24 protein-coding genes, 1 tRNA gene and 1 riboswitch are annotated in these 26,670 nt (G+C 44.5%); of the genes, 7 read left to right on the top strand and 18 right to left on the bottom strand.

Annotated features, from left to right (window positions below; translation table 11 throughout):
* Positions 1-99 precede the first annotated feature (99 nt).
* The 3 genes from BST99_RS11695 to BST99_RS11685 form a co-directional block, all read right to left on the bottom strand.
* A complete protein-coding gene (locus tag BST99_RS11695) occupies positions 100-1,062 on the bottom strand; it encodes a hypothetical protein (protein ID WP_105001963.1) in 963 nt (320 codons plus the stop codon).
* Between the two features lie 95 nt (positions 1,063-1,157).
* Entirely contained in the window at positions 1,158-2,018 is an 861-nt protein-coding gene (locus BST99_RS11690) for a hypothetical protein (RefSeq protein WP_146106291.1), read from the bottom strand.
* Positions 1,955-3,322: a carbohydrate binding family 9 domain-containing protein gene (locus tag BST99_RS11685; protein WP_105001961.1), complete on the bottom strand. Its 1,368-nt coding sequence runs from the start codon at positions 3,320-3,322 to the stop codon at positions 1,955-1,957. The genes BST99_RS11690 and BST99_RS11685 overlap by 64 nt, the downstream gene beginning before the upstream one ends.
* A 245-nt stretch (positions 3,323-3,567) precedes the next feature.
* On the opposite strand from BST99_RS11685, the gene BST99_RS11680 reads away from it, so the two are divergent.
* Positions 3,568-4,617, top strand: coding sequence for a retropepsin-like aspartic protease (locus tag BST99_RS11680; protein ID WP_181044220.1), 1,050 nt, complete (start codon positions 3,568-3,570; stop codon positions 4,615-4,617).
* A 24-nt stretch (positions 4,618-4,641) separates the two neighbouring features.
* Here the strand turns inward: BST99_RS11680 and BST99_RS11675 are convergent, their stop codons facing one another.
* The 4 genes from BST99_RS11675 to BST99_RS14400 all read right to left on the bottom strand — a co-directional run bounded on the left by BST99_RS11675 (position 4,642) and on the right by BST99_RS14400 (position 8,723).
* Positions 4,642-5,694 carry a hypothetical protein gene (locus tag BST99_RS11675; protein WP_105001959.1) on the bottom strand — a complete coding sequence of 351 codons (1,053 nt, stop codon included), beginning with the start codon at positions 5,692-5,694 and terminating at the stop codon, positions 4,642-4,644.
* A gap of 86 nt (positions 5,695-5,780) precedes the next feature.
* On the bottom strand, positions 5,781-6,434 hold the full coding sequence (locus tag BST99_RS11670; protein WP_105001958.1) for a response regulator: 654 nt from the start codon (positions 6,432-6,434) through the stop codon (positions 5,781-5,783).
* Between the two features lie 69 nt (positions 6,435-6,503).
* On the bottom strand, positions 6,504-8,468 hold the full coding sequence (locus BST99_RS11665; protein ID WP_105001957.1) for a tetratricopeptide repeat-containing sensor histidine kinase: 1,965 nt from the start codon (positions 8,466-8,468) through the stop codon (positions 6,504-6,506).
* A gap of 108 nt (positions 8,469-8,576) precedes the next feature.
* Complete coding sequence (locus tag BST99_RS14400; protein WP_181044219.1) at positions 8,577-8,723, bottom strand: hypothetical protein; 147 nt, start codon at positions 8,721-8,723, stop codon at positions 8,577-8,579.
* Between the two features lie 29 nt (positions 8,724-8,752).
* Between BST99_RS14400 and BST99_RS11660 the strand changes: the two genes are divergently transcribed.
* Entirely contained in the window at positions 8,753-9,253 is a 501-nt protein-coding gene (locus tag BST99_RS11660; protein ID WP_105001956.1) for a hypothetical protein, read from the top strand.
* 119 nt (positions 9,254-9,372) lie between these two features.
* The gene (locus BST99_RS11655) at positions 9,373-10,344 is read left to right on the top strand and encodes a tectonin domain-containing protein (protein ID WP_219843841.1); all 972 of its coding nucleotides are present in this window, start codon (positions 9,373-9,375) and stop codon (positions 10,342-10,344) included.
* A 343-nt stretch (positions 10,345-10,687) separates the two neighbouring features.
* Here the strand turns inward: BST99_RS11655 and BST99_RS15030 are convergent, their stop codons facing one another.
* From BST99_RS15030 to BST99_RS11640, 3 genes are all read right to left on the bottom strand, one after another.
* Positions 10,688-11,197, bottom strand: a complete 510-nt coding sequence (locus tag BST99_RS15030) for a hypothetical protein (protein ID WP_317046165.1) — start codon at positions 11,195-11,197, stop codon at positions 10,688-10,690.
* A gap of 2 nt (positions 11,198-11,199) precedes the next feature.
* The gene (locus BST99_RS11645) at positions 11,200-13,812 is read right to left on the bottom strand and encodes a WD40/YVTN/BNR-like repeat-containing protein (RefSeq protein WP_317046164.1); all 2,613 of its coding nucleotides are present in this window, start codon (positions 13,810-13,812) and stop codon (positions 11,200-11,202) included.
* A gap of 66 nt (positions 13,813-13,878) precedes the next feature.
* On the bottom strand, positions 13,879-14,358 hold the full coding sequence (locus tag BST99_RS11640) for a 5' nucleotidase, NT5C type (RefSeq protein ID WP_105001953.1): 480 nt from the start codon (positions 14,356-14,358) through the stop codon (positions 13,879-13,881).
* A 54-nt stretch (positions 14,359-14,412) separates the two neighbouring features.
* A riboswitch (SAM-I-IV-variant riboswitch) is annotated at positions 14,413-14,506 on the top strand.
* A 184-nt stretch (positions 14,507-14,690) separates the two neighbouring features.
* Here BST99_RS11640 and BST99_RS11635 point away from each other — a divergent pair.
* Positions 14,691-16,202 carry a DUF2779 domain-containing protein gene (locus BST99_RS11635; RefSeq protein WP_146106289.1) on the top strand — a complete coding sequence of 504 codons (1,512 nt, stop codon included), beginning with the start codon at positions 14,691-14,693 and terminating at the stop codon, positions 16,200-16,202.
* A gap of 75 nt (positions 16,203-16,277) precedes the next feature.
* Here the strand turns inward: BST99_RS11635 and BST99_RS14510 are convergent, their stop codons facing one another.
* The 5 genes from BST99_RS14510 to BST99_RS11620 all read right to left on the bottom strand — a co-directional run bounded on the left by BST99_RS14510 (position 16,278) and on the right by BST99_RS11620 (position 21,163).
* Positions 16,278-17,120: a flagellar hook assembly protein FlgD gene (locus tag BST99_RS14510; protein ID WP_219843840.1), complete on the bottom strand. Its 843-nt coding sequence runs from the start codon at positions 17,118-17,120 to the stop codon at positions 16,278-16,280.
* Entirely contained in the window at positions 17,083-19,221 is a 2,139-nt protein-coding gene (locus tag BST99_RS11630) for a WD40/YVTN/BNR-like repeat-containing protein (RefSeq protein WP_219843839.1), read from the bottom strand. The genes BST99_RS14510 and BST99_RS11630 overlap by 38 nt, the downstream gene beginning before the upstream one ends.
* Entirely contained in the window at positions 19,185-19,565 is a 381-nt protein-coding gene (locus BST99_RS14505) for a beta propeller repeat protein (protein ID WP_219843838.1), read from the bottom strand. The genes BST99_RS11630 and BST99_RS14505 overlap by 37 nt, the downstream gene beginning before the upstream one ends.
* A gap of 121 nt (positions 19,566-19,686) precedes the next feature.
* A complete protein-coding gene (locus BST99_RS11625) occupies positions 19,687-20,190 on the bottom strand; it encodes a hypothetical protein (protein ID WP_146106288.1) in 504 nt (167 codons plus the stop codon).
* 58 nt (positions 20,191-20,248) lie between these two features.
* Positions 20,249-21,163, bottom strand: a complete 915-nt coding sequence (locus BST99_RS11620) for an HNH endonuclease (protein WP_105001950.1) — start codon at positions 21,161-21,163, stop codon at positions 20,249-20,251.
* Between the two features lie 73 nt (positions 21,164-21,236).
* On the opposite strand from BST99_RS11620, the gene BST99_RS11615 reads away from it, so the two are divergent.
* Positions 21,237-21,569 (top strand): DUF6150 family protein, encoded by a 333-nt coding sequence (locus BST99_RS11615; RefSeq protein ID WP_105001949.1) that lies wholly within the window; start codon positions 21,237-21,239, stop codon positions 21,567-21,569.
* Positions 21,570-21,589: 20 nt separating this feature from the next.
* Here the strand turns inward: BST99_RS11615 and BST99_RS11610 are convergent, their stop codons facing one another.
* Positions 21,590-22,228 (bottom strand): VOC family protein, encoded by a 639-nt coding sequence (locus BST99_RS11610; RefSeq protein WP_181044218.1) that lies wholly within the window; start codon positions 22,226-22,228, stop codon positions 21,590-21,592.
* A gap of 178 nt (positions 22,229-22,406) precedes the next feature.
* Here BST99_RS11610 and BST99_RS11605 point away from each other — a divergent pair, with 178 nt between their 5' ends.
* Positions 22,407-24,398, top strand: a complete 1,992-nt coding sequence (locus BST99_RS11605) for an immunoglobulin domain-containing protein (RefSeq protein WP_105001947.1) — start codon at positions 22,407-22,409, stop codon at positions 24,396-24,398.
* Between the two features lie 730 nt (positions 24,399-25,128).
* Positions 25,129-25,590 (top strand): BP74-related protein, encoded by a 462-nt coding sequence (locus BST99_RS11600; RefSeq protein WP_105001946.1) that lies wholly within the window; start codon positions 25,129-25,131, stop codon positions 25,588-25,590.
* A gap of 170 nt (positions 25,591-25,760) precedes the next feature.
* Here BST99_RS11600 and BST99_RS11595 read toward each other — a convergent pair.
* A tRNA-Ile gene (locus BST99_RS11595) sits at positions 25,761-25,837 on the bottom strand.
* 84 nt (positions 25,838-25,921) lie between these two features.
* A complete protein-coding gene (locus BST99_RS11590) occupies positions 25,922-26,641 on the bottom strand; it encodes a PepSY domain-containing protein (protein WP_105001945.1) in 720 nt (239 codons plus the stop codon).
* Positions 26,642-26,670: the final 29 nt, after the last annotated feature.

Below are 26,670 nucleotides of genomic sequence, written 5' to 3'. Positions count from 1 at the left end.
CCCGACCACCATCCAGTAAAAGCCTGCTAAACGCGTGGTTTTCGAAAATCTTTTTTCTGCGTGTATATTTTGCTTTTTCTGTGCAGGATAAAATAATGTTTATGTATTGCAAATGCGGTCTGGATTGTTTGGTAAAACTAATCGTCCGTATAAATTATAAATGAGAAGAATAAGTACCCCAAAAATCAGCGCAGCACAAATCAGAATATTATTGGTTAGCCCATCCGCACCAAAAGAGAGCCGCAATAAAATGGTCGAAATAATGAATCCAGAATTTCGAATAACCCGGTCAAATCGATCCGTATAATAGAGCGAAAACAACAGCAAGAGTACATCTGCGAGTATCAGTACGGTAAAGAATTCATTAAAGAAAATTTTATTGATATCCGTTATGCCCGAGAAAAGGCCTTCTAGGGAGGTGATTTCGTTAACTACCCAACTACCAAAACTGAAAAGAGACAACGCTAAAAGTATTGGAATCAACAAGACAGCAATCGTTTTCTTTCTTTTCAGGAATTGATTCAAAATCGCCTTTTCTCCTTGCGGCATCAAAGCACTGCTGGTCTTTTTATTCAGGTAAGTGAACAAAAAGATCAAAAGGAACAAAACCAAAGTGGTCAGCAGATCATAGGTAAGCTGCAAATCATAGTCGCTCTCCACCCAGCTTCCGGTTAAATCGAGATTAGCCATGTCCTTGAATATTCTTCGAATGACAATCAGAGTGATGATCTCGTACTGCTTCCGGATATAGGAGGAGATCGACTTCGGCAAGTAATAAACCAACAGGTATACTTCATACAGAAGAATAAAAGAAAAGGGAGTGTAAATAGCAGCAACTGGACTTTTAAAAAGCTGTCCTTCTACTAAAATCTGGATAAAGGAGGAGTCAGTAAATTCCAAAATCCCTTCACTCAAAGCATCTCCCAGCAGAACCAAAGCCAAGTGTACAATAAAACTGATTATGGCAATACCGATGATATATCGCTCTAATTTTTCTTTAGTACGGCTCGACAGAAAAAGCTCAAACCAATGCTCTAAAGATCTATGCTTGAACCTGTTCATTTTGTTTAATGATTAACCATTTATATTAAACAAAATTAGTGAATTAAATCAAGATTTGATTTTAATCGCTAATTATCAAGTCTTTAGATTCTCTACTAAAAACGGAAATTATAACGCAGCTTGAGTATAAGCTGGGAGGTTTGCCGCTGAAAACGGTTGTTGATGTCGTCGTAAACCGAGGAATTATTAAACACCAGGAAGAACTCGCCTTGGGGGTCAAAGATCCAGTGAATCCGCGAGTTTATACCGATACTTTCAGAGTCAGTGTCGTACTGTACAAAGGAATTGAGCTGTAAATCGGGAGTTGCATTAAAACGCACACGGAGCCCCAAAAGCGTTTGATCAAAATCCCCAAAAGGCAGGGAAGCCACATTACGGGTTCCCGCAAACTCAAAGGATAAAATACTGGCAGGGATCCAATTAATTCGCAGCTGGTATTCGTTGAGGTTTCCTTGATAGAAAGACCCAAATCGCCAAGACAGGCGTCCGTTCAGCTTGCGCTTGGCCGCTATATCTCCTTCGAGACGGTAACGAACAAACTCGTAGGTCCCCACTGGAATGGTCACCCCGTCTGAGATTTCGAAAGGCTCGATGATGCGTTCGCCTTGCGGTATAACATTAAATTCTATACGCTCCCCGCTTTCTAATCGCCAATTGATCGGGGCGGTAAATACTCGGTAGGTTTGCCACTGGCCAGCCAAATCGGTGATGTAGGTACCGAAGAGTTGATTTCTCATCTGCCGCAACCAACCCCATTCAGGGCGGGGAGCCCAAGTGGTGCCTACCACCCACTTATTGATTCCCTTTCGGGGCACAAAACCCAAGGCTGGATTGAAGCCATCGCCAACGTGAACATAGGTGATGGAGGCGTCCCAAATATCATTGGGATAGTCTAGCTTAAATCCATAAGCCGATTGATCTCCGGTGGAGCCTTCTCGTTCATTATAGAGCTCCATAACCCGGCCAAGAAGTTTTTATTTCCATTAAACCGTGTGGTTTGGTAAGTGAAATCGGCTCCAAAGAGTCCGGAACCGCTCCCACCGGAAGGGTCGCCGAAAGAACCAAAAACCCCTACAGAGGACTCGCGTAATATATTTTGTTTGAGCCTAAAGACCCCCATGGTGCTGTTGGGGATGGTGATGGGGTCGGTCGCATCTTCAAAATTCGTTTCGGCCGTATTCATGACCAAACCACCAAAGGAGGTTCGGTCTACCCGCCCATTCACCTTTCCTCCCGCGACTATGGGGATGGGATTACCGCTTAAGAGCCCGATACGGCGGCTGAAAAAGGGAACCACATCGCGTCTCAAACCAAAGCCAAACTCAAAAATGTCAGAGCCTTCCAAGAAAAAAGCGCGCTTTTCCGGGAAGAAAAGAGCAAAGCGTGTGAGGTTAGTCTGCCGGGTATCCACTTCGGTTTCGGCGAAATCTGTGTTGAAGGTTGCTGTTGCAATAGCGTTGGGACTCAGTCGCTGACTTAGTGTCAGGGTAGGGGTAAAATCGAAATCGGTTCCCGCCCCGGCTTCATTGGTCCAATTTCCAATGAGGGAAGGCCGAATATTCATCCCCACCCCGTAACTGAAGTCCGGAAGGTCCGTAATAAGCCCTGCGCGACTGGTTTGGGTAAACCACTGATCTCGGGACGGATTCGCCCAGCGAATGACCTCCAATTTACGCTGTATGTTTCTTTCGACATTGAAGGCCCATTCTTTTAATCCCTTTCTAAAATTGATGCTCTGCATGGGGATTTTGATCTCGGCCGTCCAGCCGTTCTCGGTAATACTGGTCCCCGCTTCCCAGATACCGTCCCAATCCTTGCTCTCGCTTTCGCCTCGGTTCGAAACCAAGGCATCGTAACGCGCAGCACTGGGGTTGATCATAAAAATATAGCCTGACTGCCCGTCTTGAAAAGGGTCAATAATCACCCGGAGGTAGTCCTCGTTGTCCAGATCCGCGTCGCGAAGTTTCGAGAAGTTGGTCAATAAGGCAGGGTCATCTTCGCATTCAATTCCAAAAACGATAAAACGATCGTGGGCCAGCACCCTTAGGGTAGTGCGGAGGCTCGGGGTTCCTGCTTGAACCGGTACGGTGGTTTTGAATTGGTCCTGAACCGGGGCGGTGGACCAATCGGCCTCATCCAGTTTTCCGTCGGCTTTAACAGCGGATTCGGTATAGCCCACTTGGAGTGTAGGGCGACTCTGCTGGGCAGAAACGCCCAAAACAATGCAACAAAAAAGTGCAGAAGAGAATAGGGTCTTCATGCTTTATCCAAAATCTTAGGTCGGAGAGGCTGAAGTGCAAAGGTACGCATACTTATAAGGCCTTAGACTAATGCCTTTCTCCTTCTTATCTTTAAGGATATGAAAAAGCTGCTCTTTCCTTTCATACTGCTGTTTGTAGTAGCCTCCAGGCCCAAAGGGTTAACCTCAGCAAACTGGGCGATGTTCCCCGGAATTACTACGAAGAAATCCCCTTTGAGTTCGTCAGTGAAAAAATCCTGATTCCGGTGGAGATCGAGGGTGAAACCTACCGTTTTATTCTGGATACCGGAGCTCCCAATGTCGTCTCCAAGCGGCTTTTTGAAAAGCTTGGGGGTAAAGCCGTGAGCAGCCTGCGTGTTTCGGACGCCAACAACCAGTCCTCCCAAATGAATGTGGCCAATCTTTCAGAAATCAAGCTCGGAAACGCCCTTTTTAAAAACATCCCGGCCCTGGTTAACCTGGACGATAGCAATGTGGTTTTCCGCTGTTTCCAAATCGACGGACTCTTGGGCAGCAATGTGTTAAGCACCTCCGTGGTGCAGTTTGACCTGCCGAACAAAAAGGTGATCCTAACGGACCAGCGCAAAAAACTGCAACTCGACAACGCCAACAGAGAAAAACTGGAACTGGTAGGTAAGCAAAAAAGCCCCTATGTCTGGATTGAGGTGATAGGCGAAAAAACCGGACGGGAACGCCTTTTGGTGGATACCGGAGCGGCTGACCTCTACGACCTCAGCAAAGCCCATTATGCCACCTTTTCTAAACTGCCCATCTTTCAGGAAAGAGGGACAAGTGTTGGAGGGTCTTCTATCGGCCTTTTTGGCGCTGGTGCAAAGGAGGAGCATGCCCGCTTACTGCTGCCCACACTTAAATTGGCGGGACACCCATTTCGGAATGTCGTGCTCGAAACCACCAACGACGACAACTCCCGTATTGGGGCGACGATTTTAAAACACGGTCTGCTGACCCTGGATTACAAGAAAAAACGCTTCTATTTTGAGCCTTTTAAAGAAGAAACCTTAATGGATGATCGAGCGCGGGGCGTCTCCCTGACCAGCGACGGCAAACACCTGCTGATCGGTCTGGTTTGGGAGGAAGAGCTAAAAGATAAGCTCAGCTACGGCGATGTTATTCTTCAAATCGAAGGTGAAGATTACGAGGTCTGTGACATCATTGCCAGAAGAGAAGAATTCAAAGCTGCAGATTCGGTGCGCTACCTGATTCAGCCTGCCGACGGCGGGGAGAATTTTGAAATAGAACTGGCCAAACGAAGCTTAGCCCAAACGCTTGAATAGTTCGAAATGGCCAGTTCCCCGTAACTACTTTACTTTTTCTCCCTTGAGGGCACGACTTAGCTTGTCTAAGGACATCGTTAAATAGGCTTTCACCACTTTTTCTACCTCTGCTTGGTAGGCAGCCGCTTCACAATCGATGGTGTTCGTAAGCTCGACGGTTTTGTTTTCGACCGTGAAAAAGGTGGCGTAGGAAGGCACAATGGTCCGTAACTTGGTGGCAACAACCTTGAACTCCTCACTCGCAAATACATTCGGAATGGGGACCGCCTTGTTTACCGTAAATTCAAGTGCTGCATTAGGGCTAGCAACGCCCATCCCTTTGGCTCGTCCAGAGATATAGGTGATTTTGGCTTGGCCTAATCTCAAATAGGGCCCACCCTTAATCTTGGCTGTTCCCAGCTTGGATTTAGGATCCAGATAAATACTCGGGATACTGATCGCCACCTCTGCCACTAAGGCATCGTCCATGGCTTTGGATACCTTTGGCAGGAGACCGTAAATGGACGAAACAAAATCCGCGGCTTGCCCACCGTTTGTATTCTTAAGTCCCGTTAAAAATCCTCCGGTTCGTTCCTTTCCGTTTTTACTCACCTTTTTTACCTTATATGAAAAGCCTTCTGGAATCACCATCAAGCTTCCTTTGAGCTGTTCCTGATTAATGCGAGGACCTTCCAAAGTACCCCAACCTTCAAATTCTTCTAAATCGGGTAGTTCATTGGCGGTGATAACTTCAAAGCCCATATCTTCTAAACTCTTGATGTAGTCTTTATAGAGTTTATCCGTTAAAGCCTGCAAATCCTCTGGGTTAACTCCTTCTACCCCTACGGCTAACCGAGCGGTGGCGTTTCCGGTATAAGAGCCTCCTCCAAATTGACGTCCTCCGTAAACGGTCTTTTTCGCTTCGGCGATCATCTGATAATAGACCTTAAAAGTTCGGATATAGATCTTTTTAGGGGCATTCGAAAAGTTCTTGGTTTTAATGCTTAACGTGTTGATGCTTTTGGCCGGAATTTCCTGTGCATAGACCGAAAAAACCATCGCAATCAACAGTACAAATAGTGCTTTTTGTTTGGACATGGTATACGTTTTTTATTGGGGATAAAAGTATACGCTGTCCAGGGGCAGCTCAATACGAAGATCTTCGTATTTTATGAAGGAGGAGGTTAAATAAGTCGCTGTTTCCTTGCCTTTTGCACGGCTTCGAGCTTGTTGTGCACCTGCAATTTTTTGTAGGTATTCTCGATGTGTTTACGCACGGTTCCGTAAGAGATATTCAGGTTGCTGGCTATGGCATCGTAGCTCAAGCCGGTACTGAGGTGCTCCAGAATTTCGACCTCGCGAGAAGTGAGCTTGATCTCTTGTTCCGGTTTGGTGAATTCACGAGTCATCAGCGGGTCTCGTAGTAATCGCAAAGTCTTGGACGCTATTGAGGGGCTCATGGCGGCACCTCCATCAAGGGTTTCTATAATTCCTCGATGCAAATCCTCTGGTGGAGTTTCTTTGAGCAGATAGCCATTGGCACCGGCCTGAATGGCTTTGAATATATGCTCATCGTTATCAAAAACCGTTAGCATAACAATCTTGATATGCGGAAACTTCTGCTTCACAGCAAAGGTGGCTTCTATTCCATCCATACCGGGCATCTCGATATCCATCATGATGATATCGATAGTGCTGTTGTCTGCCAAAAGTTCCAACAGTTCATGCCCGTCTTGAGCGGTCATTTTAATTTCTAATTCTGGAAAAAAGGAAAGCTTTTCGATCAAGGCATGGATCAAAAAGGAATTGTCATCTACTACCGCTACTCTCGTCTTCATCCTTAAATTTCTATCTGAGGTTAAAACTAATCAGAGGTGTATTGAAAGACCATACGATATTGTGCGTATTTATGATACGTGGTATTCCACCACCAATTGAGTGCCTTTGCTTGGTTCAGCATCTAGGCTCAATTCAGCACCGATCTCCTCCGCTCTTTTTCTCATATTATTTAGTCCATTCCCTGAAGTCCTTTGGCTGGTGTCAAAACCTTGACCATCATCCATCACTACTATTTTAAGGCTGGAGTCCCTTTCTGTGATATGCAATTCTACATGAGTAGGTTCGGCATGTTTTAGAGCGTTATTCAGGGCCTCCTGAATGATTCTGTACAGGTTCATCCCCACTGAAGAAGAGAGAGGCTTAGGGTCCGTCGCCTGACTACTCACTTTTTGGGTGAACTTAATTCTGTTGGCACTGAGATTTGCTTTCTCCACGAAGTTCGAAATCCGTTCCTGTAGATCCTCAAGGGTAATTTCTTCCTTATTCATCGCCCATATGGTATCCCGCAATTCAACAATGGTGTCCCTTGAAAAACCAGAAATCCTGTCGATCTTTCCGGTCAACTCCCCCTGCTCATCTTTTAGGCCGTAATTCAGACTGTCCAGAGAGGAAATGATAAAGGTTAACTGCGCCCCAATATTATCGTGTAAATCCCTTGAAATTCGCAGCCGCTGATCCTGAAGTTTGTTCTGTGTTTGTATGTGCGCCATCGCTTCGGTCATTTGCTGCTCGTGAAGCAATTGGCGCGTTTTTAATTGTTGCTGGTGATAAATGACATAACCGATCACCATTAAAAACAGCAAGCCAAAACCGAGCCAGGCCAACTGGGTGTCCTTTTTATTGATCTCCAAGGCGTTTTCGGCCAGAATGGCCCGTTGGGATTGAATCTCTTTTTCTTTCTTTTCGGTTTCGTAGCTGGTTTCTAACTCCAGGATAGCCTTGGTCTTGTTCTTCTCAAACAGACTGTCCTTTCCTTGAGCGTATTGACCGAAATAATCAAAAGCCTGCTTGTGCAGACCTTGCTGAGAACTCGCTTCAGCAAGTAATTTATAGGTCTGGACCTCAAACTCCTTGTATCCTTTGTTTTGGCAGGTAGCAAGGGCCTGATTTGCTAATTCTCTGGACTTTTTACTTTGCCCCGTTGTCAAATAACTTCGCGCTAAATTAATCTGAGCGTAGGTGAGTTCGTATCGGTTTTCGTCCTTTTCAAAAAGGGAAATCGCTTCTAAATAGATCTTCTGCGCCTCCTGGTTTTGTCCTAAACTGTCTTTCGCAATCCCTATGTTGGTCAACATATAAGGAACATAGCGACCGTATCCGAGTTTTGCATAGAGGTCTTTGGCTTCTTCAGAATACCGTATGGCCTTTTCGAAGTCTTTCAGGTGAATATATACCGAGCCCAGATTCCCCTTGGTCACTACCGTTCCGAAGTCGTAGTTGTTGTCTTCGTAAATTTTGAGGGCTCGTTGGTAGTAAGAAATTACTTTGTCGTACTCTTTCTGCTTCTTGTAGACTATCCCGATGTTTCCGAGTACCATAGGGACCTTCTGGTAGGACAAGTCTTCGCTTTCGTAGATCTTTAGCGCTTTAAAATAATATTCTAAAGACTTTTTGAACTCCCCTTTTAAGTCATAGAGTATACCCAGGTTGTTGTAGGTATCTGCCGCTCCAACAACTTCCCCTATTTCTAGTTTTAATGCCAGGCTTTTTTTGTGGTAAGCCGCAGCACTGTCCAACAAGCCTTGGCTATCAAAGCAATTCGCCAGGCTGTTGTAAGCTGAAGCAATCCATTTCTTGCTCTTTAATTTTTTGGAAACGGCTAAAGCCTTATTGGCATAGTAAAAGGAGCTGTCCAAATTGGAATTCTTGAATTCCCAGGCTATTTCGTTCAGGGTAATGGCTAGAGTGGTGTCTTGCTGAGTTTTATGGGCCTGCAAAAGACTGTCTAGCCGGCGACTGTTTTGCCCAGAAACAGAAGCGATACATAGGAAGCCGACAAGAACAAAAAGAGAGTTGAGTGTATGGGTTCTCATTGGATGATCAAACTGTATTGATCAAAAGATAGGATTTTTTAAGGAGGGAGCTTAAAACTTAATCTCCTCGTTGAGGAGTTTTAGAATTTCGGCATCCCCTTCAAGGCGCTAAACCATAATACTGCGTTTGCCTTCGGTGTCTTCCAGGTAGGCCTGCAACATTTTCGACAAGGGTTTGTGCCACTGCATAGCGGCGATTAAATCGTCTCTTTTGATCTCGTCCAAACCGGGCGCGTTTTCCATCTGATCAATCATACTTTTGGGATAGAGATCTCTTTCGGTGAGTGCAATCCAAGAAGGGGCTTCTTCCTCATACCGCTTTCTTTCCACCTATCAAAGTCAAGATCCCAAAGAAAAAAGCCAAGGGCACCCCTTTCCGATCAGATCGCAAACTCAAGATTGTTCTGCCTTGTCAGCGCGATAAGAACAACAACGACAACATCATCATTCCTGCTCCCTACGAATTTAATTTCTGTGGGCTCGTCAATCCCAAGTACGCCTTTGTGCCCGATTGGCTGAATAAGCAAACGGGGATCGAACACGTGACCCAGCGGGTGTATCGGGGACATAAGAGACCCGAAGGATCCTGTACCCTGGTCCGAGATGAATTCCTCGCCAAAAAAGACGAAATCATGGCCTTAGCGGCACTCATGGAAAATCACTTTAAAGAACCCATGATGTACCAAACAGCGGTGGAGTACCTGGACGAGTTCTACAGCGTCCTGACCAACCCCAAGATGTATGATCGCCTTATTCTGACGGAAGCGAGTTTGGAAGAGGAGTAGTTAAAAATTGTTTTTCTCGGATTTGTTAACCTTTTGGCTTCTTCTGCAACCAAGGGGCAAATCCAATCATGATGAAAAAGCAATTTTTTCTTTTTGCAATCCTGTGCAGCATAAGCGCGATGCAAGCGCAACAATTTGTAAAAGTCGGTGGATCAGCGACTGATATCGCCATCAACCCCAAGAATGGGAAGGTGTTTGTAGTGAGTAATAAGAATGTGTTTACAGACTACAACACTTCCTCTAAACGCTGGAGAACCTACAGCAGTCGACCCAACAACGCCTCGTCAATTGCCATTACCAAAGATGGGGTGGTTTATATGGTATCTACGGCTAAAGATGTTTTCATTGAGGTGAAAGGAAAGTGGATTAAAGTGCCGGGTATTAAAACCAACGAGGTTATTACTACCAGATTCGGGAAGATATTCGCTATTGACACCAGCAAAAAGCTACGCCAGTTGTTCGGCGGACAATGGAAACTTCTAATTGGGCAGAATCGAAACAGCAACGGATTAAATCAAATTGTAGGAACCAGCTCTAAAGGGCTACATGGATTAGACGGGAGCAATCGATTTAGAGAATTTGCTGGGACATGGAAAACCTTAAACGGACAGCCGAATAAGATAACCCTAGATCAAAAGACCAATAGAATCTATGCGGTTGGAAGAAACAAAGGAATATACTCTTGGGACAGCCGAGCAAAAAAATGGAACTTACTCAAAGGAACGCGCAAAGACTTTGTAGATGTCGCTGTTCATAATGGAGAAATCTGGGCGATCTCTACCAACAAATCCATCTATAAATACGACACTAGAAAAAGGGCTTCAAACTATGCAGGAGTATACCGTATAACTTTTACAAGGGCGTTGACAAGAACTTCTGAACAACATATTCAAAAGAGTGTAGACTTCTTTGGGACATTCGGCATTTATGCAAAAGGTTTAAATGCAACACGCGAAGTTGATATCCAACCTATGGATGGATTTAAGAATCGCGTTTGGGATGTCAGTAAATCAGATCCTCAAAATGCAAAAGCATTTTTTGGAAAGGAGCACCAAAATATATTCAATGTTTTATCCCAGAGGAAGGTTTAAAACGTTCTTTCAGAAAACGGTATACTGGTGAATTCGAATTGGGAATTATTCGAGAGTTTAATGTCTCTAATTCTGTGGCGAACTCCAACCTTTATTTTGACCTTCAGACGAATATAAAAATGAAGACAGCCGCTTTCTATGATGTTGATTTTAAGTTTCAACGGCTTAAGATGCCCATTGATGAAATACCCATGAATAAAGAACTATTTTTTCTAGTTAAGGCACCGGGAAATCTCCTTAACGAGATGTTCATTGGCTTCAAGGTTGAAAGAAGATGATATTAATAATAGATTCAAAGAAAAAGCCCGGAAATCCCGGGCTTTCTCGTTTCTGTAGGCGCTGGTTATTTACGAATCGCACCGATTCCTTTTTCCCAAAGCATAGCGTTGTAGGCCGGAATCTTTTCCTTCAAAAGGCTTTGGCCTTTTGCCTTTAGTCCTGCCCATTGTGCATCCAGTTCTACCCGGCGATCCAAGGCCGGTTGGGTGATACGGGGGATACTACTGTTCGAGTGGTTGATCATAAAGAGGTACTCCGCTGTGAATTTGTTGGGGAAGTTTTCGACATCGTCATAGGCCTTGCTCTTGCGTTGAACCATGTCCTTATCCCAAGCATCAAGGGCATCCAGAAGTTTCTTTCCTTCCGCTTTTAGGGTTTCGTCCTTTACTTCCTTTAGCACATCAGCAACCTGCTTCTTGGCTTCGTAAAGGGTGTTCACCATGTCGTGCATTTTGGTGAGCTCCGCTTCGGTTTCGGTCATAAAGCGATCATAGGCCATGTACTGCTCCTTGGTCGTTGGATAGGTCGGCATGCTTTTGATCACCCCTTTGGTATCGTAGGTCTTTCCGTTCACTCTTAAGCGCAGGGTATAGTCCCGGGAATAGCCCGATGTCCACCGTATCCGGCCTCAATATAAACGCCATCCACTCCAGGCATGATCTTGTGTCCCAGGGTCCAGACAAAGCGGTTGAGGCCTTTCTTCTTGCTGATGGTTGGGCTCGGAGGTGGCCCTCCAGCATAACGCTTGTAAGACGCGTCCTTTTTGGAAGAAAAGTGGTTGACCTGCTTGCCGTTTGCGTCGAGAATTTCTAGAGTAATTTCGCTATCACTCGCCAATTCCGGCAACTCGTAGTAGATCACCAAACCATTGGCTGGATTAACTCCAGTACCGGCTTGGGTTCCTTTGAAGGACGGGTTGTTTCCGTTGAGTGGACTCCACCACATCCCGTTATACGCCTCTTCTGGCTGGTAAATCTTAACCGCTGATTTATTGGCTGAATTGTACTGGTCCAGAACGCTCAAATCGTCTAAAATCCAGAAGGAACGTCCAGAGGTGGCCACAACCAAATCGTTCTGGTGCACTTTGAGGTCTAGGATGGGCGTTGCAGGTAAATTGAGCTGAAAGCTTTCCCAGTTTTTTCCGCCATTCCAAGACAGGTAGATGCCCTTTTCGGTTCCGGCATACAACAGGTCTTTGCGGTTGGGATCCTCGCGAACAACACGCGTGAACGCTCCATAAGGAATGCCCGTGCTGATGTTCTTCCAGGTCTTTCCGTAATCCGTGGATTTGAGAAGACCCGGAGTGTAGTCGTTGAATTTATAACGTGTAGTAGCGATATAGACCGTGGCGGGATCGTGTGGAGATACCTCTATGGCATTCACCAAGGTTTCTCCCTGCCCTTTTGGGGTCACATTGGTCCAGTTTTCGCCCCCGTCTTTGGTAACGTGCACCAGGCCATCATCACTTCCGGTATAGAAGACTCCTTTTTCGTGTGGAGACTCCACCATATAAGCAATGGTACCGTAGTTTTCGGCCCCTACCGCTTCGTTGGTATAAGGTGCTCCTCCATTCCCCTGCTTAGCGTCGATATTGCGGGTCAGGTCAGGCGAAACTTCTTCCCAGGTCTGCCCCATATCGCGCGTGCGCAACACGAGTTGAGCGCAGTGGTAGAAGGTGCCGGGTTCGTGCTGAGACCAGATGATCGGTGCATTCCAGTTGTAGAGGTACTTCATGTCTCTGGCCTTGCGCCCGAGGTACTGGATCGGAGCCGGCATCACCTTGGTAGAAAGGCGGGACTCGGTATCGAGGACCTCAATCGTTCCCAAGTAGCTGCCCCCCATTACATAGCGCGGGTTGTCTGGGTCAAAGGCGAGGAAAGCACTTTCGCCCCCGGCAGAAACCGTCCAGTCCAGACCGGCTTGAATTCCTCCGCTGCGAACTGACATGCTGGCAATACGCACAGAAGAGTTGTCTTGCTGGCCTCCGTAAATATTGTAGGGGAAAAGATTGTCGGTATTGATGCGGTAGAACTGCGCTGTTGGCAAATGATCTAAGCGCGACCAGCTGCTGCCTCCGTTGAAGGTGACCTCAGCCCCGCCGTCATCGGCAACCACCATATTGTTGGAGTTGTCGGGGTTGATCCACAGATCGTGGTAATCGCCGTGCCCTGTCCTCATGGTGGACCAGGTTTTTCCGCCGTCTTTGGACTTGAGCATAGGCGCGCTCAAGACATAAAGTACTTCGGTGTTGTTGGGGTCAGGAAAGACCTCGATATAGTACCAGGAACGCTGGGTCAGGCGGTTGTCTCCGCTCACCATAGACCAGCTCGCCCCGCCGTTGTTCGATACAAATAGGCCGCCCTTGTCTTTGTTGGAATCGCTTTCCATGAGCAAGAAGACCTTGTTGCGATCAGCACCACTGACCGCGATGGCCATCTTTCCTCTTTCGGCCGGAAGACCGGCTTCAATTTTCTTCCAAGTCTTTCCGGAATCCGTGGATTTGTAGACGCCACTACCGGCTCCACCACTCACCACCTGATTGGGTTTGCGCTGGTGCTCCCACATCGTGGCGTAAAGGGTTTCCGGGATTTCAGGGTCCATCGAAAGCTCGGAGCATCCGGTGAGTTCATTGACAAAAAGAACGTTCTTCCAGGTCTTTCCGCCATCTTCCGATTTAAAGATTCCCCTTTCTTTATTCGGCCCATAAAGCGCCCCTTGGGCTGCTACAAAAACGATGTCCGGGTTGGTTGGGTGAATGCGGATACGAGAAATGTGTTGGGTTTCTTTCAGGCCCATATGCATCCAGGTCTTCCCGGCGTCGATGGATTTGTAAACCCCGTCCCCGTAGGAGGTCATCACCCCGCGAGGCGCGTGCTCGCCCATCCCCACATAGACTACGTTGGGGTTGGAGGAAGAAACCTGAACGGCTCCCACCGATCCGAGCTCAAAGAAGCCGTCGGAAATGTTTTTCCAGTGTTGACCGGCGTCTTCGGTCTTCCAAAGACCCCCACCGGTGGTGCCCATATAGTAGGTCAGCGGATCTCCCTCAACACCTGTGGCGCTTACGGAACGGCCGCCTCGAAAAGGGCCAATATTGCGGTATTTGAGGGGTTTGAAGTAGTCTTCCGCGGTCTGCCCAAAGGCGATGGCGCAGACGAATAAGGAGGTGAAGAGCAGACGAAATTTCATTTTGAATAGGATTGGTTTCGTAAAGCTCTAAGATAGGGAGTGTTGGGGGAACTGAATTATTCTAACCTAAAGGTCATGAATAAGGGGAGATGATAAGTAATTTACTACGCTTTTCCAATCCGGAAAGCGATCTGATCCGAAGTGAATCCATTCCCCTTGAAAATACTTTGCTCCATTGTGCGGTCGATCGTCAATCAAGAAATCTCCAATTGCCAGGTGTTTATTGTGACTGATTGTAAGTCTCTTATAGGCCGCTTCACCAAGGTAATTCTTAACCCAAATTAATTTCTCCATCCAGGCGGTGTGGTTTTCCCAAGGGGCGGTAGAAAGGATGTAGGTGTTGTACTTCTTGGATAGCTCATGAAAAGCCTCCACGGCTCCTTCCATCGGCGGCATTAAAGAGAAAATGCCAGGAATTTCATCTTCCCTATCCAAATACTCTTCTTGAATTGCAAGGTGGACCTTAGCCAGCCCTGCCTTAAAGTCGACAAGAACGCCGTCCATATCGATGTGGAGGATCTTTTTAGTTGGGTCAAGTTTAATCATGGTAGGTGGTAAAATTATGGGGGGATATAATCTCACTTTAAATTTAATAACTTTATCTCGCATCAGGAACGCTAAATGCGTACCAACCGAGCACAAAAGCCACGGTGGTTCAGAATGCGGATAGATCTATCAAAACAAATGATCCACTTTATCCTTATTTGACCTGTTGCCTTAAAATTTAATATCATGAGGCGCTCCGAAAACCTTGCCCATATCGAAAAGGGATATGGCTTTTTTCCTTACCTGATTATTCGAAAAATATCAGGGATTTACTTTCAACTCCCCATCCACAGGCATTTCAATAAAAGAGAGAGCGTTATATAGCGTTATGAGTGTATATTGTGCTTGGACTAAAAGCTGTCGCAATGAAGCAATTAACCAAAACCGATTTTATTCAATATTTGCGCTGCCCAGAATCGCTCTGGTTGGCAAAGAATAAGCCGGTTGAAGCCTCTCAATTCATAGGAGAATTTTCTTTGTTTCTGGAAAAGATTGCTCAGGAGGGTTATGAGGTCGAAGGGTATGCAAAAAAGCTGTTTCCTAATGGAAAAGACCTTCCTGACAATGCCAGTCCAAAAGGGACAAAAGACGCTTTGAATAGCGGACAAAAAGTGCTTTTTCAAGCTTCTTTTTTAAGTGAAAGCAAGGCTTTCGCCCGTGTCGACGTTTTAGAAAAGCTGGACGATAACAGCTTTCATCTTTATGAAGTCAAGTCTTCTACGAGTATCAAAACAGACAAGAAGCACAATCATCTGAAAGATGCCTGCTTCCAGAAGTACGTTCTTGAGGAATGCGGACTTAAGGTCTCCAAGGTTTCTATAATTCATCTAAATCCTTCATTTAAAAAAGAAGGGGTAATTAAAGCGCAAAGACTTCTAACGATTCAAGATGTCACTGAGTTCATTTCAGAAATGTATTCCTCTACACTTGCAGAAATCAACTCTGCCTTGAAATATCTCAAGACTACGTCAATTAATGAATCTCAATGTTCTTGTCGTTCAAAGACTCGCAGCAACCATTGTGATACCTTCTTCTACTTTAATTCTGATATCCCCGAATATTCTATTTATGAAATAGCTCGAATTTCTGCCAAAAAGATCCAACAACTTCTTGATTTAGGGGTGGTCCAAATAGCCGATGTGCCCGAGGACTTTGATTTAAACACAAGGCAAAGGCGGCAAGTGGAATCGGTAAAAGACCAAAAAATAGTCTTCAATAAATCCGGGGTTAGGAACACCCTCTCTGCATTGTCATTCCCTTTGCATTTCGTGGATTATGAAACTTTCGCAAGCGCCATCCCAAAAACGGATGGCCTAGGTCCCCACAGGCAAATGGTTTTTCAGGTTTCCGTTCATACCCTATTAGAAAATGGTCAGTTAACTCACTTTGAATGGCTGGGGGATCAAATGGAATTGCCGGTCGATATGTTGGCGAAAATGCAAGAGTTTACGGAGCTCTCTGGAACCTTTGTCTCGTGGAACGCTCCTTTTGAAATGGGCAGAAATAGCGAAATGATGCGCTTAATTCCTCAATTCGAAAACTACTTGAAGTACATGAATGGGCACATGTACGACCTTATGGAGGTGTTCAAGCAAGATTATGTAGATTATCGTTTTAGGGGTTCTACCTCCATTAAAAAGGTGCTCCCTGTCGTCTGTCCTGAATTCAGTTATTCTGACCTTAAAATTCAAGATGGCGGGATGGCGCTTGACACTTGGGGACGATTAATGCTTGATGCTAATTTTTTAGGCGACCCTCAGGAAACCAGAAAAAATCTACTGGACTATTGCCGATTAGATACTCTGGCTATGGTCGAAATTTACCGTTACTTGATGGGTGATTAACTCAAATTAAGTTCAGCTTTCAACAAAAAACCCACACCTTCCGGCATGGGTTTCTTTTTTGTTCATTAACTATGCTTAATTCCTCGGCTCCCCGCCACGTCCTGGCGAATAAGGAGCTCCGGCCTGAATGAGCTTGTCTTCTAAGGCTTTCAGGTTTTTGTTATAGAGGCGTTCCATATCGCCCTTGATCTTGTCCACCGCTTCCTTGACGATGGCGTAGCTGTCGCGGTGGGTTTGGGTGGGTTGAGCGGTCGAGTATTTCTGTTCGTATCCGATCGATCCCAGTCGACTTGCGATAGACATCGGCTGATCCATGTCCAGTCTGCGCTTGACGGGGTCTCCGTACATGCTCATTTGGATCTGGTCGAGTTGGTCTTCGATGGCCTTGACCTCAGCCGTCCAGTTGCCAACAGGAGCCTCCACACGTTTGATGGCGACTTTGATGTGTCTCAGCTTGTTTCTGGTCTCCGACATCAAGCGCTGGGCAATACCCATATCGGCTTGAACAGCCCCAATCGCTTTTTGGAAAGCCACCTTCTCTGCGCGGTTTTCGGCCGGCAGCTCTACATTGTTCAAGGCTTTTACTTCAAAGCGCACAGGACTGGTCAGGGACTTTAAAGAACCGTCTTCAAGCAGTCCCATTTCGACCGTGTACATCCCCGGGTTGACCAGGGTCCCTTCATCATTTCCAGCAAATGGGTTGTAGAAGGAAGAGCGATTCAGGTTAACTGGGTTCTGTGGAGTGTAACGCAGATTCCAGTGGAAACGCTGCACCCCTTTGCTCACCGATTTGTACTCTTTCTTGACCACCTTTCCGCTCGCGTCTTTGATGGTAAAGACAAGCTCGGGTTTAGTTTCGTCCGACTCTGCTTTTAGCGTCTCATAAGAAGGGTAAGGGGCGTCCGCTCCGTCTTTCACCAACTTCTTGTCGTTCTTTTGGCGCTTCTTCTTTAGCGAAGTATAGCTGTCGCTGTAGTAATAAGTAATCAGCTTCCGGACCGAGATTGGCTGCGGTGTAAAAGTTGTCTCCCTGGAAGGACTTGCCGGGCAAGCCCAAGGGGCTGCTCTGCTCCCACATCAAGGCTGTTCTGACCGGGTAAATTTTGGCGCTTTCGGCCGGCGTTGCGTTCTCAATGTTGCGGAGAACAGAATAGTCGTCCATCACATAGAAGCCACGGCCAAAGGTTCCCAGAACAAGGTCGTTTTCTCTTTCTTGAATCGCGATATCACGCACAGCGATGGTGGGTAAGCCGCTTTTGAGTTGCTTCCAATCTTGGCCTTGATTCGGCGAGAAGAAAACCCCAAACTCCGTTCCTACAAAGAGTAAGTCCTTGTCTACATGATCCTCTTCAATAGCATAAACACTCCCCCTTTCCGGAAGATTGGAGGCAATGGCTGTCCAGCTGTTTCCTTTGTTGGTCGACTTGAAAATATAGGGTTTGAAATCTCCGTATTTGTGGTGATTAAAGGCCACATAGATCACGTTCTCGTCGTGGCGCGATAAGTAAATACTGTTGACATAGGACTGGGTGGGTGCTCCGGGAATGGAAGAAATCTTTCTCCAGCTGTTCCCTCCATTTTCCGAAATATGGATAAGCCCGTCGTCTGTTCCAGCGGCCAATAAATCCTTGTTTTTAGGAGACTCAGAAAAGGCCACAATTGTTCCATAAGGGGAAGTCGAACCGTTCTTCATCACCGCGTCCATACTAACCACTCGGTCGTACACCTTGAGGGTGTTGCGGTCGATTTGACGAGACAAATCACCGCTGATTTCCTCCCAGCTGTTTCCGTAATCGTCCGAGCGGAATACTTTGTTCGCTGCAAAATACAAGCGGCCCGATACGTGGCGACTAACGGCCAAAGGCGCGTCCCAGTTGTAGCGGTAGTTGTTTTCTCCTTTGGGTGGCTTGGGCTTGATCCCAACGCTTTCTCCGCTCTTTTTATCGAAGCGAACCAGGCCTCCGTACTGGGACTGGGCGTAAACGATATTCGGGTTATTCGGATCAATCTGCGATTCAAATCCATCTCCTCCATTGGTGATGAACCATTCGGAATTGCGAATCCCGTGGTTGGTCAAAACCCGTGAAGGTCCGCCCAAACTAAAGTTGTCTTGGGTACCTCCATAAATGTTGTAGAAAGGCTCATCGTTGTCGACCGCTACCTTGTAAAACTGGGTGATGGGCAGGTTCTTTTTGAAGTCCCAGGTCTTGGCCGCATCATAGGTCTCGTAGATTCCTCCATCGCACCCAATGATCCAATGCTTGTTGTTGTGGGGGTTGATCCACATGGCGTGGTTGTCGACGTGTTTGGTGTCTTCACCCACCAAATCAAAGCTTCGTCCTCCGTCGTGGGTTACCGACATCCAGGTATCCATAGAATAAACAGTGTGCTCATCAACCGGGTCGGCGATGATCTCTTGGTAGTAGTTTCCGCTGGTCACGTGCGAGCTTCTTTTTTCCCAGCTAGCCCCGCGGTTGGTTGAGGCGAAAAATCCGCCCTTTCCGTTTGCTGCTTCTACGATGGCGTAGATGATTTCTGGGTTGGCGGGCGAAATGGCCAAGCCAATGCGGCCCAATTCCTCAGAGGGAAGGCCCTTGTTGATCTTGGTCCAGGTGGCTCCTCCATCCACACTCTTATGCATGCCCGAACCGGGGCCGCCGCCGACGTAGGTATACACATGGCGTCTTCTCTGCAAGGTGGAAGCGTAAAGGACATCGGGGCTGCGCGGGTCCATGACCACGTCGTTCACTCCGGTGTGCTCGTCTACCGTTAGAATGGCTTTCCAGGTCTTTCCGCCGTCTTCCGTTTTGTAAAGTCCGCGGTCTCCGCCTTTGCTCCAAAGGGGGCCAATAGCAGCTACATAAACGACATCCGAATTCTCCGGGTGGACAATAATTTTTCCGATGTGTTCGGAGTTTTTAAGCCCGACATGTTTCCAGCTTTTTCCACCGTCCTCTGACTTGTACAGTCCGTCTCCGTAACCTACTGAGCGCTGGTTGTTGTTTTCTCCCGTACCCACCAAATCACATTGGGGTTGTTCGGGTCCATGGTCACTACTCCGATGGAATAGGAGCCCTGGGAATCAAAAATCGGTTCATAAGTAACCCCTGCATTGACCGTCTTCCAGACCCCTCCGGCCGAGGTGGCCACGTAGTATTCAAAAGGGTTATTCGGATTAAAAGCAAAGTCCGAAATACGCCCAGAAGTCAAGGCGGGCCCGACATTTCGCCACGAAAGGCCCGAAATCGAAATCGATTCTAAAGGGGCTTTTTCGTCTTTGGACTTTTTGGATTTTCTTTGGGCCTCAGCAGATTGGCCGAATCCCACCAGGCACGCCAGCAGGAGGTAGAGTGTTTTTTTCATTTTTAGATTTTCTGGTTGTTGGGTTGAAGAGGGTAGGTTTGCGCCTGACCGTCCTTTGAAAATACTTTATTCTGAGCTAAGATGGGCGGAGTGGCTCTCTTTTTAAGAATCTCCTAAGAAATTAGCGAACAGGGGGTATTTTGATTGAAATCAAGTCTGTGTTTCGTCTGGTATTGCTTTTATAAAAGGGTAGTTGATTTGAATGACGCCTGCCGTTTTCTCCCTTGTAGCTCGGGGGAACATCGGTTAACGGAATTCCATTCCGTCGATCACACACACGATAAGGATCCCTTGTTGAATACATTATCTGCCCTTTTGAATAGGTTTTTGGAGTAAACCAGTGATTTTGTTTATTTACTTTCCGGATAACCGTAAAGCGTTCTGGAAAAGTTTTAAAAATAGTAATCCGGGTATCTTTTATTTCAATCCAAAGCCCAAAATACACCCTAAGAAGAAATGTCAGCTCTTTAAGGTCTTCCTTTTTGACCTCCACGCAGATACACTCTTTTTTATTGGCAATGGGTTTGAAATAGTAATTCAATAGTTCACAGGCCCTGTCTTTTGAAAGATATCCCCGATATCTTCTGCTTATTTTTAGATCTCTTTTTTCTGAGGGCTTGGACAAAAAGAGTAGGAATTTCTGATAGGGTATGCTGCGCTCAGACATATTGATTTTTAGGATTTCAGGTCGTTCTTCCTTTTTTGTGTAAAGCTTCTTTTTGATCCCCAAAAAAACGGAACATCCCAGAAAATCGTTGGTCTGCAGACAAGTACTTCTTTTTTAATCTTCGCTTTTCCTTTTTTTTCCAGAAAGTTGATTTTTTAGCGGACTCCACCCGCGTAAAAACACGTTGAAATTGCTTGTATTCTTTAAATCTTGATTGTGCTAATTCTAAACGGTTCAATTGAAGTGTTTTAATTGTGTAGTCTGCGCGCATAATGCTTTTATCGTCCTTTGATAAGGAATAAATCTCGACTACATTTCCTTTGTCTAATTGAACAATTTTGTACCCAAAGAATTTGTTAGGCTGATCAAAATAAGGGTTAATTAGTTTGGGCTGTTCTCTTTTTTCTTCTGCACTCATTTTTTGATAAGAACTATCGAATATTCTCAGTGGGGATGACCAACCCGCCCAAAGTTTTTTAGGATCAATGGAGAAGCCTTTTGCCTTTACATGGCTCTTTTTTCCGCTGGTCTTTATTTTAACGATTGGTTGCTCTATCTCCCTTCCTAAAATTTCAAATGAATTGCTTTTTGAAGAGTTGCATTTTTTGCAGGCGATAACAAAATTGAAGTAAGAATAAGCCAAGTGTTGATACTCCTTTTTTGATTTTGGTCTTATGTGATCAACACTTGCCCGGTTTGTTTCAGGAGTTTTCAGCCCTAATTTTTCCTCGCAATACCCACATTTACCATGACTTTCTTCTAACAAACGTTCTGCAAAAGCTCTCCACTTGGAGGCCTTCCACCAATCCGCAGCTATTTTATTTCCCTCGTGCTGTTGTTTTGTGAATATCTCCAAATCATCACTAATTTTACCAACTCCTGTGGCGTGAAAAGGCATCTCGCCATTAACATGTCTCTTGAGGGGAATCATTCTTGTAACTTGATGAACTAATCAATATAGTGCTTTTTTGGCACAGAAAATGACGTTATTCCAGTAAAACAAAATGATGAGAACAAAACTCATACTAGCGCTATTACTTCCTCTAAACCTATGCGCACAGAAAATTTATGTTGAAGAGTACTCCTCACGTGCTGATATTTCTGTTTACGTAACGGAGTATGAATCCAGAGCAGACTTGTTAGTATACAAACAAGAATACGCCTCAAGAGCAACAGGAAACAAGGGTTTGTGGTTCTTTGAAGAATATGCTTCAAGAGCAGACAAAACGATTTTTTTTGAAGAATACGAATCGAGAGCAGATTTGACTATCTTCTTTGTTGATTATTCTTCTCGAGCCGGATGGAAAAATACCCAGAAAAAACATTTGCTCTACTGAAAAAATGACTTCCTGCTCTTTTAAGGGAAAGACTCTAAAGTCTTTTCGCCTTCGTTGGTTTCAAATTTTACCTGTAACACTCCTTTGTCTTTCGAAAAAAAGAGAACCGGGTCTGAACAGAGCATTTTGATTACGGATATCATTGTGGATTCAGCCCCATAAATCACTTGACTAATCTTTGACACTCCATTGGGGTGAATAAAGTTTTTGGGGCGAGGATCTTCATTAAACGGAGTCATGAGGAAGGGAAGTTTATTTTCCAGTGGAAAAAGTAATTTCCACTTTAAACGCCTATTGAAAGGATCAACTCTCTGGCTAGAAGTGATAAAAAAACTAATCCCGTGTTTCTTTAAAATTTTTATCTCTCGGTCAAACTCGATGTTCTGCTTTTCAAAACATAATTCGAAATAACCTTCGGGAGAACTTTCCCAGGAGGCAAAGCGCTGAACTAATTGATGCCTTCTGATTAGCACCAACAAAACCTTCTGAAAACAGGATATTGGGGCAGACTCTAGTAACTCGATATAAGCACCTTCCGAAAAATAAATTAAAGCGTTCTTTGGATTGCGTTTTGATCCATATTCTACATTAAACCCTTTGTCAGAAAAGTTCTTTACGGCTTCCTGTAAATTGTTAACCTTGAATAGAATATGACCCAATTTCAACCGACTTAACCCTTTTATTATTTGCCCCTTAGATTTTTTGAACAACACATAAGAAAACCACAGTTATATCGAAACTGACCATGGTTTGTCCACTCTTGACAACATCAATTGTTTTTTGCCGCGAGATTATTATTCCTTTAATATACTTGATTTATTATTTCGGCTGATTCTTATGATAGAAAATCTTGTACATGCGCAGAGATTCAGAAATAGTCTTCTTCTTTTCCTATTCTGTCTTTTCCTGTGTTCTGATGGTTTTGCACAGACCGCTACAGAAGATTTTGATCCGGCAAACGATGTGTTTGGGGGAGGAATTAGTGGAGCCAACTGGGTAAACAACAGTTGGGTGAGAAGTGGCTCTAATGGTAGTCCTTCAGACGTAACGGCCACAGACCCAACAGATGCAGATGAGAATATCGGTGGGAGCCTGTTACAACTAAAAGACAATGACGCCGGGGCCTATCGAATAATTGATTTAAGTGGTAAATCTTTCGCAAATCTTTCCTTCGATTATGACTACGATGAATCAATGGATGGAGGAGAAACGCTTAAAATAGAAATCGATCCAGAAGATGACGGCACCTACTTAACGGTCCTTACCCTAACGGCGACTACAAATTCTCCTAACCCTAAAGCCAATATCAGCATTGTAATTCCTGTCGCTTATTTGGGAGGATCGAATACGCGGATTCGGTTTATTACCGGTTCTAGTAATTCAATAAACAAAAACAATGAAGAATGGTGGATAGATAATATTTCTATTGTGACTGGTGGTATAGTAGATAGCGATGGAGATGGTGTAGATGACCTAACTGATTTAGATGATGATAATGACGGGATTCCCGACAAGGAAGAAAGAGATAACTTACTTCTTTCAACTGGCTTTGAAGATGTGATTCAGCCTAAATTAGGAAACAATTTAGGTGTATCTATTAGTCCATGGATACTTACAAGTGGTCAAACCAATATTGTTAAGGTGAATGGTGGTACAGGTTATAATAATTCAGGCCCCCGATTGGATGCAAACCCCAACACCACTGTAGGTACTGAACAGCATTACTTTGACATTAATGGAACTGGTGATTTATATCAACCTTTTACCTTGACATCAACCCGAGACATTAGTTATTCAGGATATTTCTCTCCAAGAGACGGAGGCTCAGGAAGTGCGTCAATTTCAATACGACAAGGTACAGGAAACACCGGCACCTTAATGGATTCTACTGGCACAATTACCATTTCAAGCAACGGGGGAGACACTCAAAATTCACCTTGGAGTTACGCAGAAAGTGAGGTTACACTCCCTGCAGGAACCTATTCGATGGTTGTTATTATGTCTAACCCAACCAACTTCGATGAAGGAAAAGTAGAAATCCTTGGGCTGGATTCTGATGAGGATGGTATTGTCAATACCCTAGATTTAGACTCAGATAACGACGGAATTTATGATGCTGTAGAGGCAGGGCACGGCCAGAGTCATACCGGCGGAGTAGTAAATGGGACTGTGGGCACAGATGGTATTCCAGACGCGGTACAATCCGCGGCCAACAGCGGTCTTATCAACTACATTATTTTCGACTCTGATTCTGATAATTCTTATGATGGGTATGAACTTGATTCAGATAACGATCTGTGCAATGATATTGATGAGGCTGGCTTTACCGACCCTAACAACGATGGAGTACTGGGAGATTTACCTACAGTTGTTGATTCAAATGGCCTCGTTTTAGGAGCAGATGTTGTCGATGGCTACACGCCCCCAAAAGACCGTAATACCAATTCTATTTATGATTTTCAGGAGGCGGGTTCTGTACCGGTTATAAGCGCACAACCTGTTTCACAAACTGTTTTTGCTGGAAACAATGGGGTTTTTACCGTTGTAGCTTCAGGGTCATCTGACCTAACCTACCAATGGCAAAGTAGTGTGAATGGAGGGTCTGTCTTTAGTAACTTAACAGACAATACAGAATATACTGGTACGACAACTCCGGTTCTAACGTTGCTATCAGCAGATGTGCCGAAGGATGCAAATCAATATAGGGTTTTAGTAGGCAGTGCGAGCTATGCCTGTGATTCGCTAATCTCTTCTCCTGCATTGCTCACAATGCGCGTTCAGAAAGTAATTACCAACCGAAGGATATCCTACCGGGTTAAAAGCAATTGATGTTCTCTGTAAACCATACAGAAGCGGCCCATCAGATGTCTTAACAAGGGCCAAGTGTTGGCCAGAATCTTGGCAAAACAAACAGCCTAGCGCTTATACGCTAGGCTTCTGCTTGATGTGGTCCCACCTGTACCCTAATCGACTGACTATTTCTCTGACAATCAATTAGTTAACAAATATTGACGGACTCAGTGAGTTCCAAGTCTATGTTATTTTAGAATGTTTTGAGGTTGTGAAATAAATGTGAGTTCCAAGTAAACCTTCAAAGTGAGTTCCAAGTTTGAATTATTTGTTTAGTACCCCATTTAGTACCCCACTTGAATATAAAGTTAATAAACAGATCAACTTGGAGGGAGATTGAGAAATTTAATATATCATAAAAATGAAAAAAATTATCCCCTCCTTGTTGATCATAAGTTAGATGATTGGAACTCCCCAAGTTCAATCTTCTCTCTTATTTCTCTTTCTTTGATTTGTCCATTCTCCAGACATTTCTTTTCTAAAAGAAAACCGATCACAGAAACAGTGTCAATCAATCGTTTTCCTTTCCAAAGACATCCTTTGATGTGTTTCTTTTCTAACCATTTAAATACAGTTCTTTGAGTGTGAGGATCAAACCGTCGATCTCATACTCTGGTATTTTCATGTTTTTCATATTCATAGTGTTTCACATTAGTTCGTGTTACTACCTATAAATATTACAGAGTGATTTTTTTGTAAATTTGAGGATATGAAAAACCTTCTAATTCTTTTATTTTTTTTTATAATCTGTGGTTGTGAAGATAATATCCCGGTTTCTGATGATAGAATGATTATTCCAGATGATTCGTATCGATATTTTAGAGTTACTTATCCTACAATTGATAATAAAACACCATATTTTATTGTTAGAACCTCTGATTCTTTATTACTTGAAATAATTGAAAATGAACTATCAAAACCATTGGGTGAAAGATTTAAACACATAAATGGAACGATTGTTAGAGGAAATGGTGATTACAATTATGATTGGAGTTGGAGATTCGAAGATAACACATGGACTATTGCAGAGGTTTCTATAGAATTATGTGATGGAAATCCATTTTACATTGAAGAAAATCTTGATTATTATATAAATAACATTAACGGAAATTATTGTCCATGGGGTTCTCAAATAGATAGAGAAATGTATCCTGGTGAAATCATAGAATGACCAATCTAATTATTATGGATTCCTGAAATTTAACCCAAAATGAACTCCCATTTAGTAGAATTTACACCCAAAAAAGGATGATTTTGGAACTCAACTTGGAACTCACCCCCACTTTTTGGGAAAAAAGAAACCCTCAACTACCTGGTTTTTAGATAGTTAAGGGTTTTTGTTGGTGGTCCCACCTGGGCTCGAACCAGGGACCAACTGATTATGAGTCAGCTACTCTAACCAACTGAGCTATAGGACCGGTTTGCTCTTCAGGAGTAGACTAAATCTTCCCGTTAAAGTATGAAGCAAATTTAGGCACTTCCCTGCAGTTCTCATAATGTTTCTACCCCTTGCGCTGGTGGTATTTAGACATAACTCTCCTCACTCTTGGGGAGCTGACAAACCACAGGGTGAATCCGCTAAGAACCGTTATCAATCCCATCAAAGAAAAAATCCGAAGAACCAGGGTGTTAAAATTATCTCTTCCTTCGTAATCCATAGTGTGAGTCATCCACAGAAAATCGAAGGTACGCCAATCGCGGTGTCGTACGGTCTGAAATTTACCGTCATCTATAGAGACATAAGCTTTTAGGTTTTCCTTGCCTTCATAAGAGATTACATAGGCAGGTAAGAGTTTTTCTCGGTATTCGTGGTGTTTATTGACTTGCTCTATGCGCTCTATTCCGGAAACCACTAAACCGCTATTCATCCTTTTTTCGGCAATATAAAGGGCTTCTTCTCTTGTAATTCCTTCTTTTGGACTATGATCAATCGCATTGATTAGTGTTTGGTTGTTAATCCAATAAAAAGGCTTTCCTCCGATATCCCTTAGTTCTATACTTCGTATTCCGGCAGAACTTCCCATAGGTAAAGGCCTGTTCAGTCCTCCAAAGGGCGGAGCTTCATAGTTCATGTTCTTAAACTGATCCCCATGGATATTGTCAAGGTTGGTCCAACTAAAATAAAGTCCGCTGATTGTCCAAAGCAGGAATTGTATTCCTAAGAATAACCCCAGATACCGATGACTTCTCCTAATCAACAATGCCGTTTTTCTGTTCACCATAACTCCTGTTTTATATTACAATAATAGCT

The organism is Aureicoccus marinus (assembly GCF_002954325.1).
In the GTDB taxonomy this organism is placed as follows: Bacteria; Bacteroidota; Bacteroidia; order Flavobacteriales; family Flavobacteriaceae; genus Aureicoccus; species Aureicoccus marinus.
This window is presented reverse-complemented; position numbering and strand designations above follow the sequence as displayed.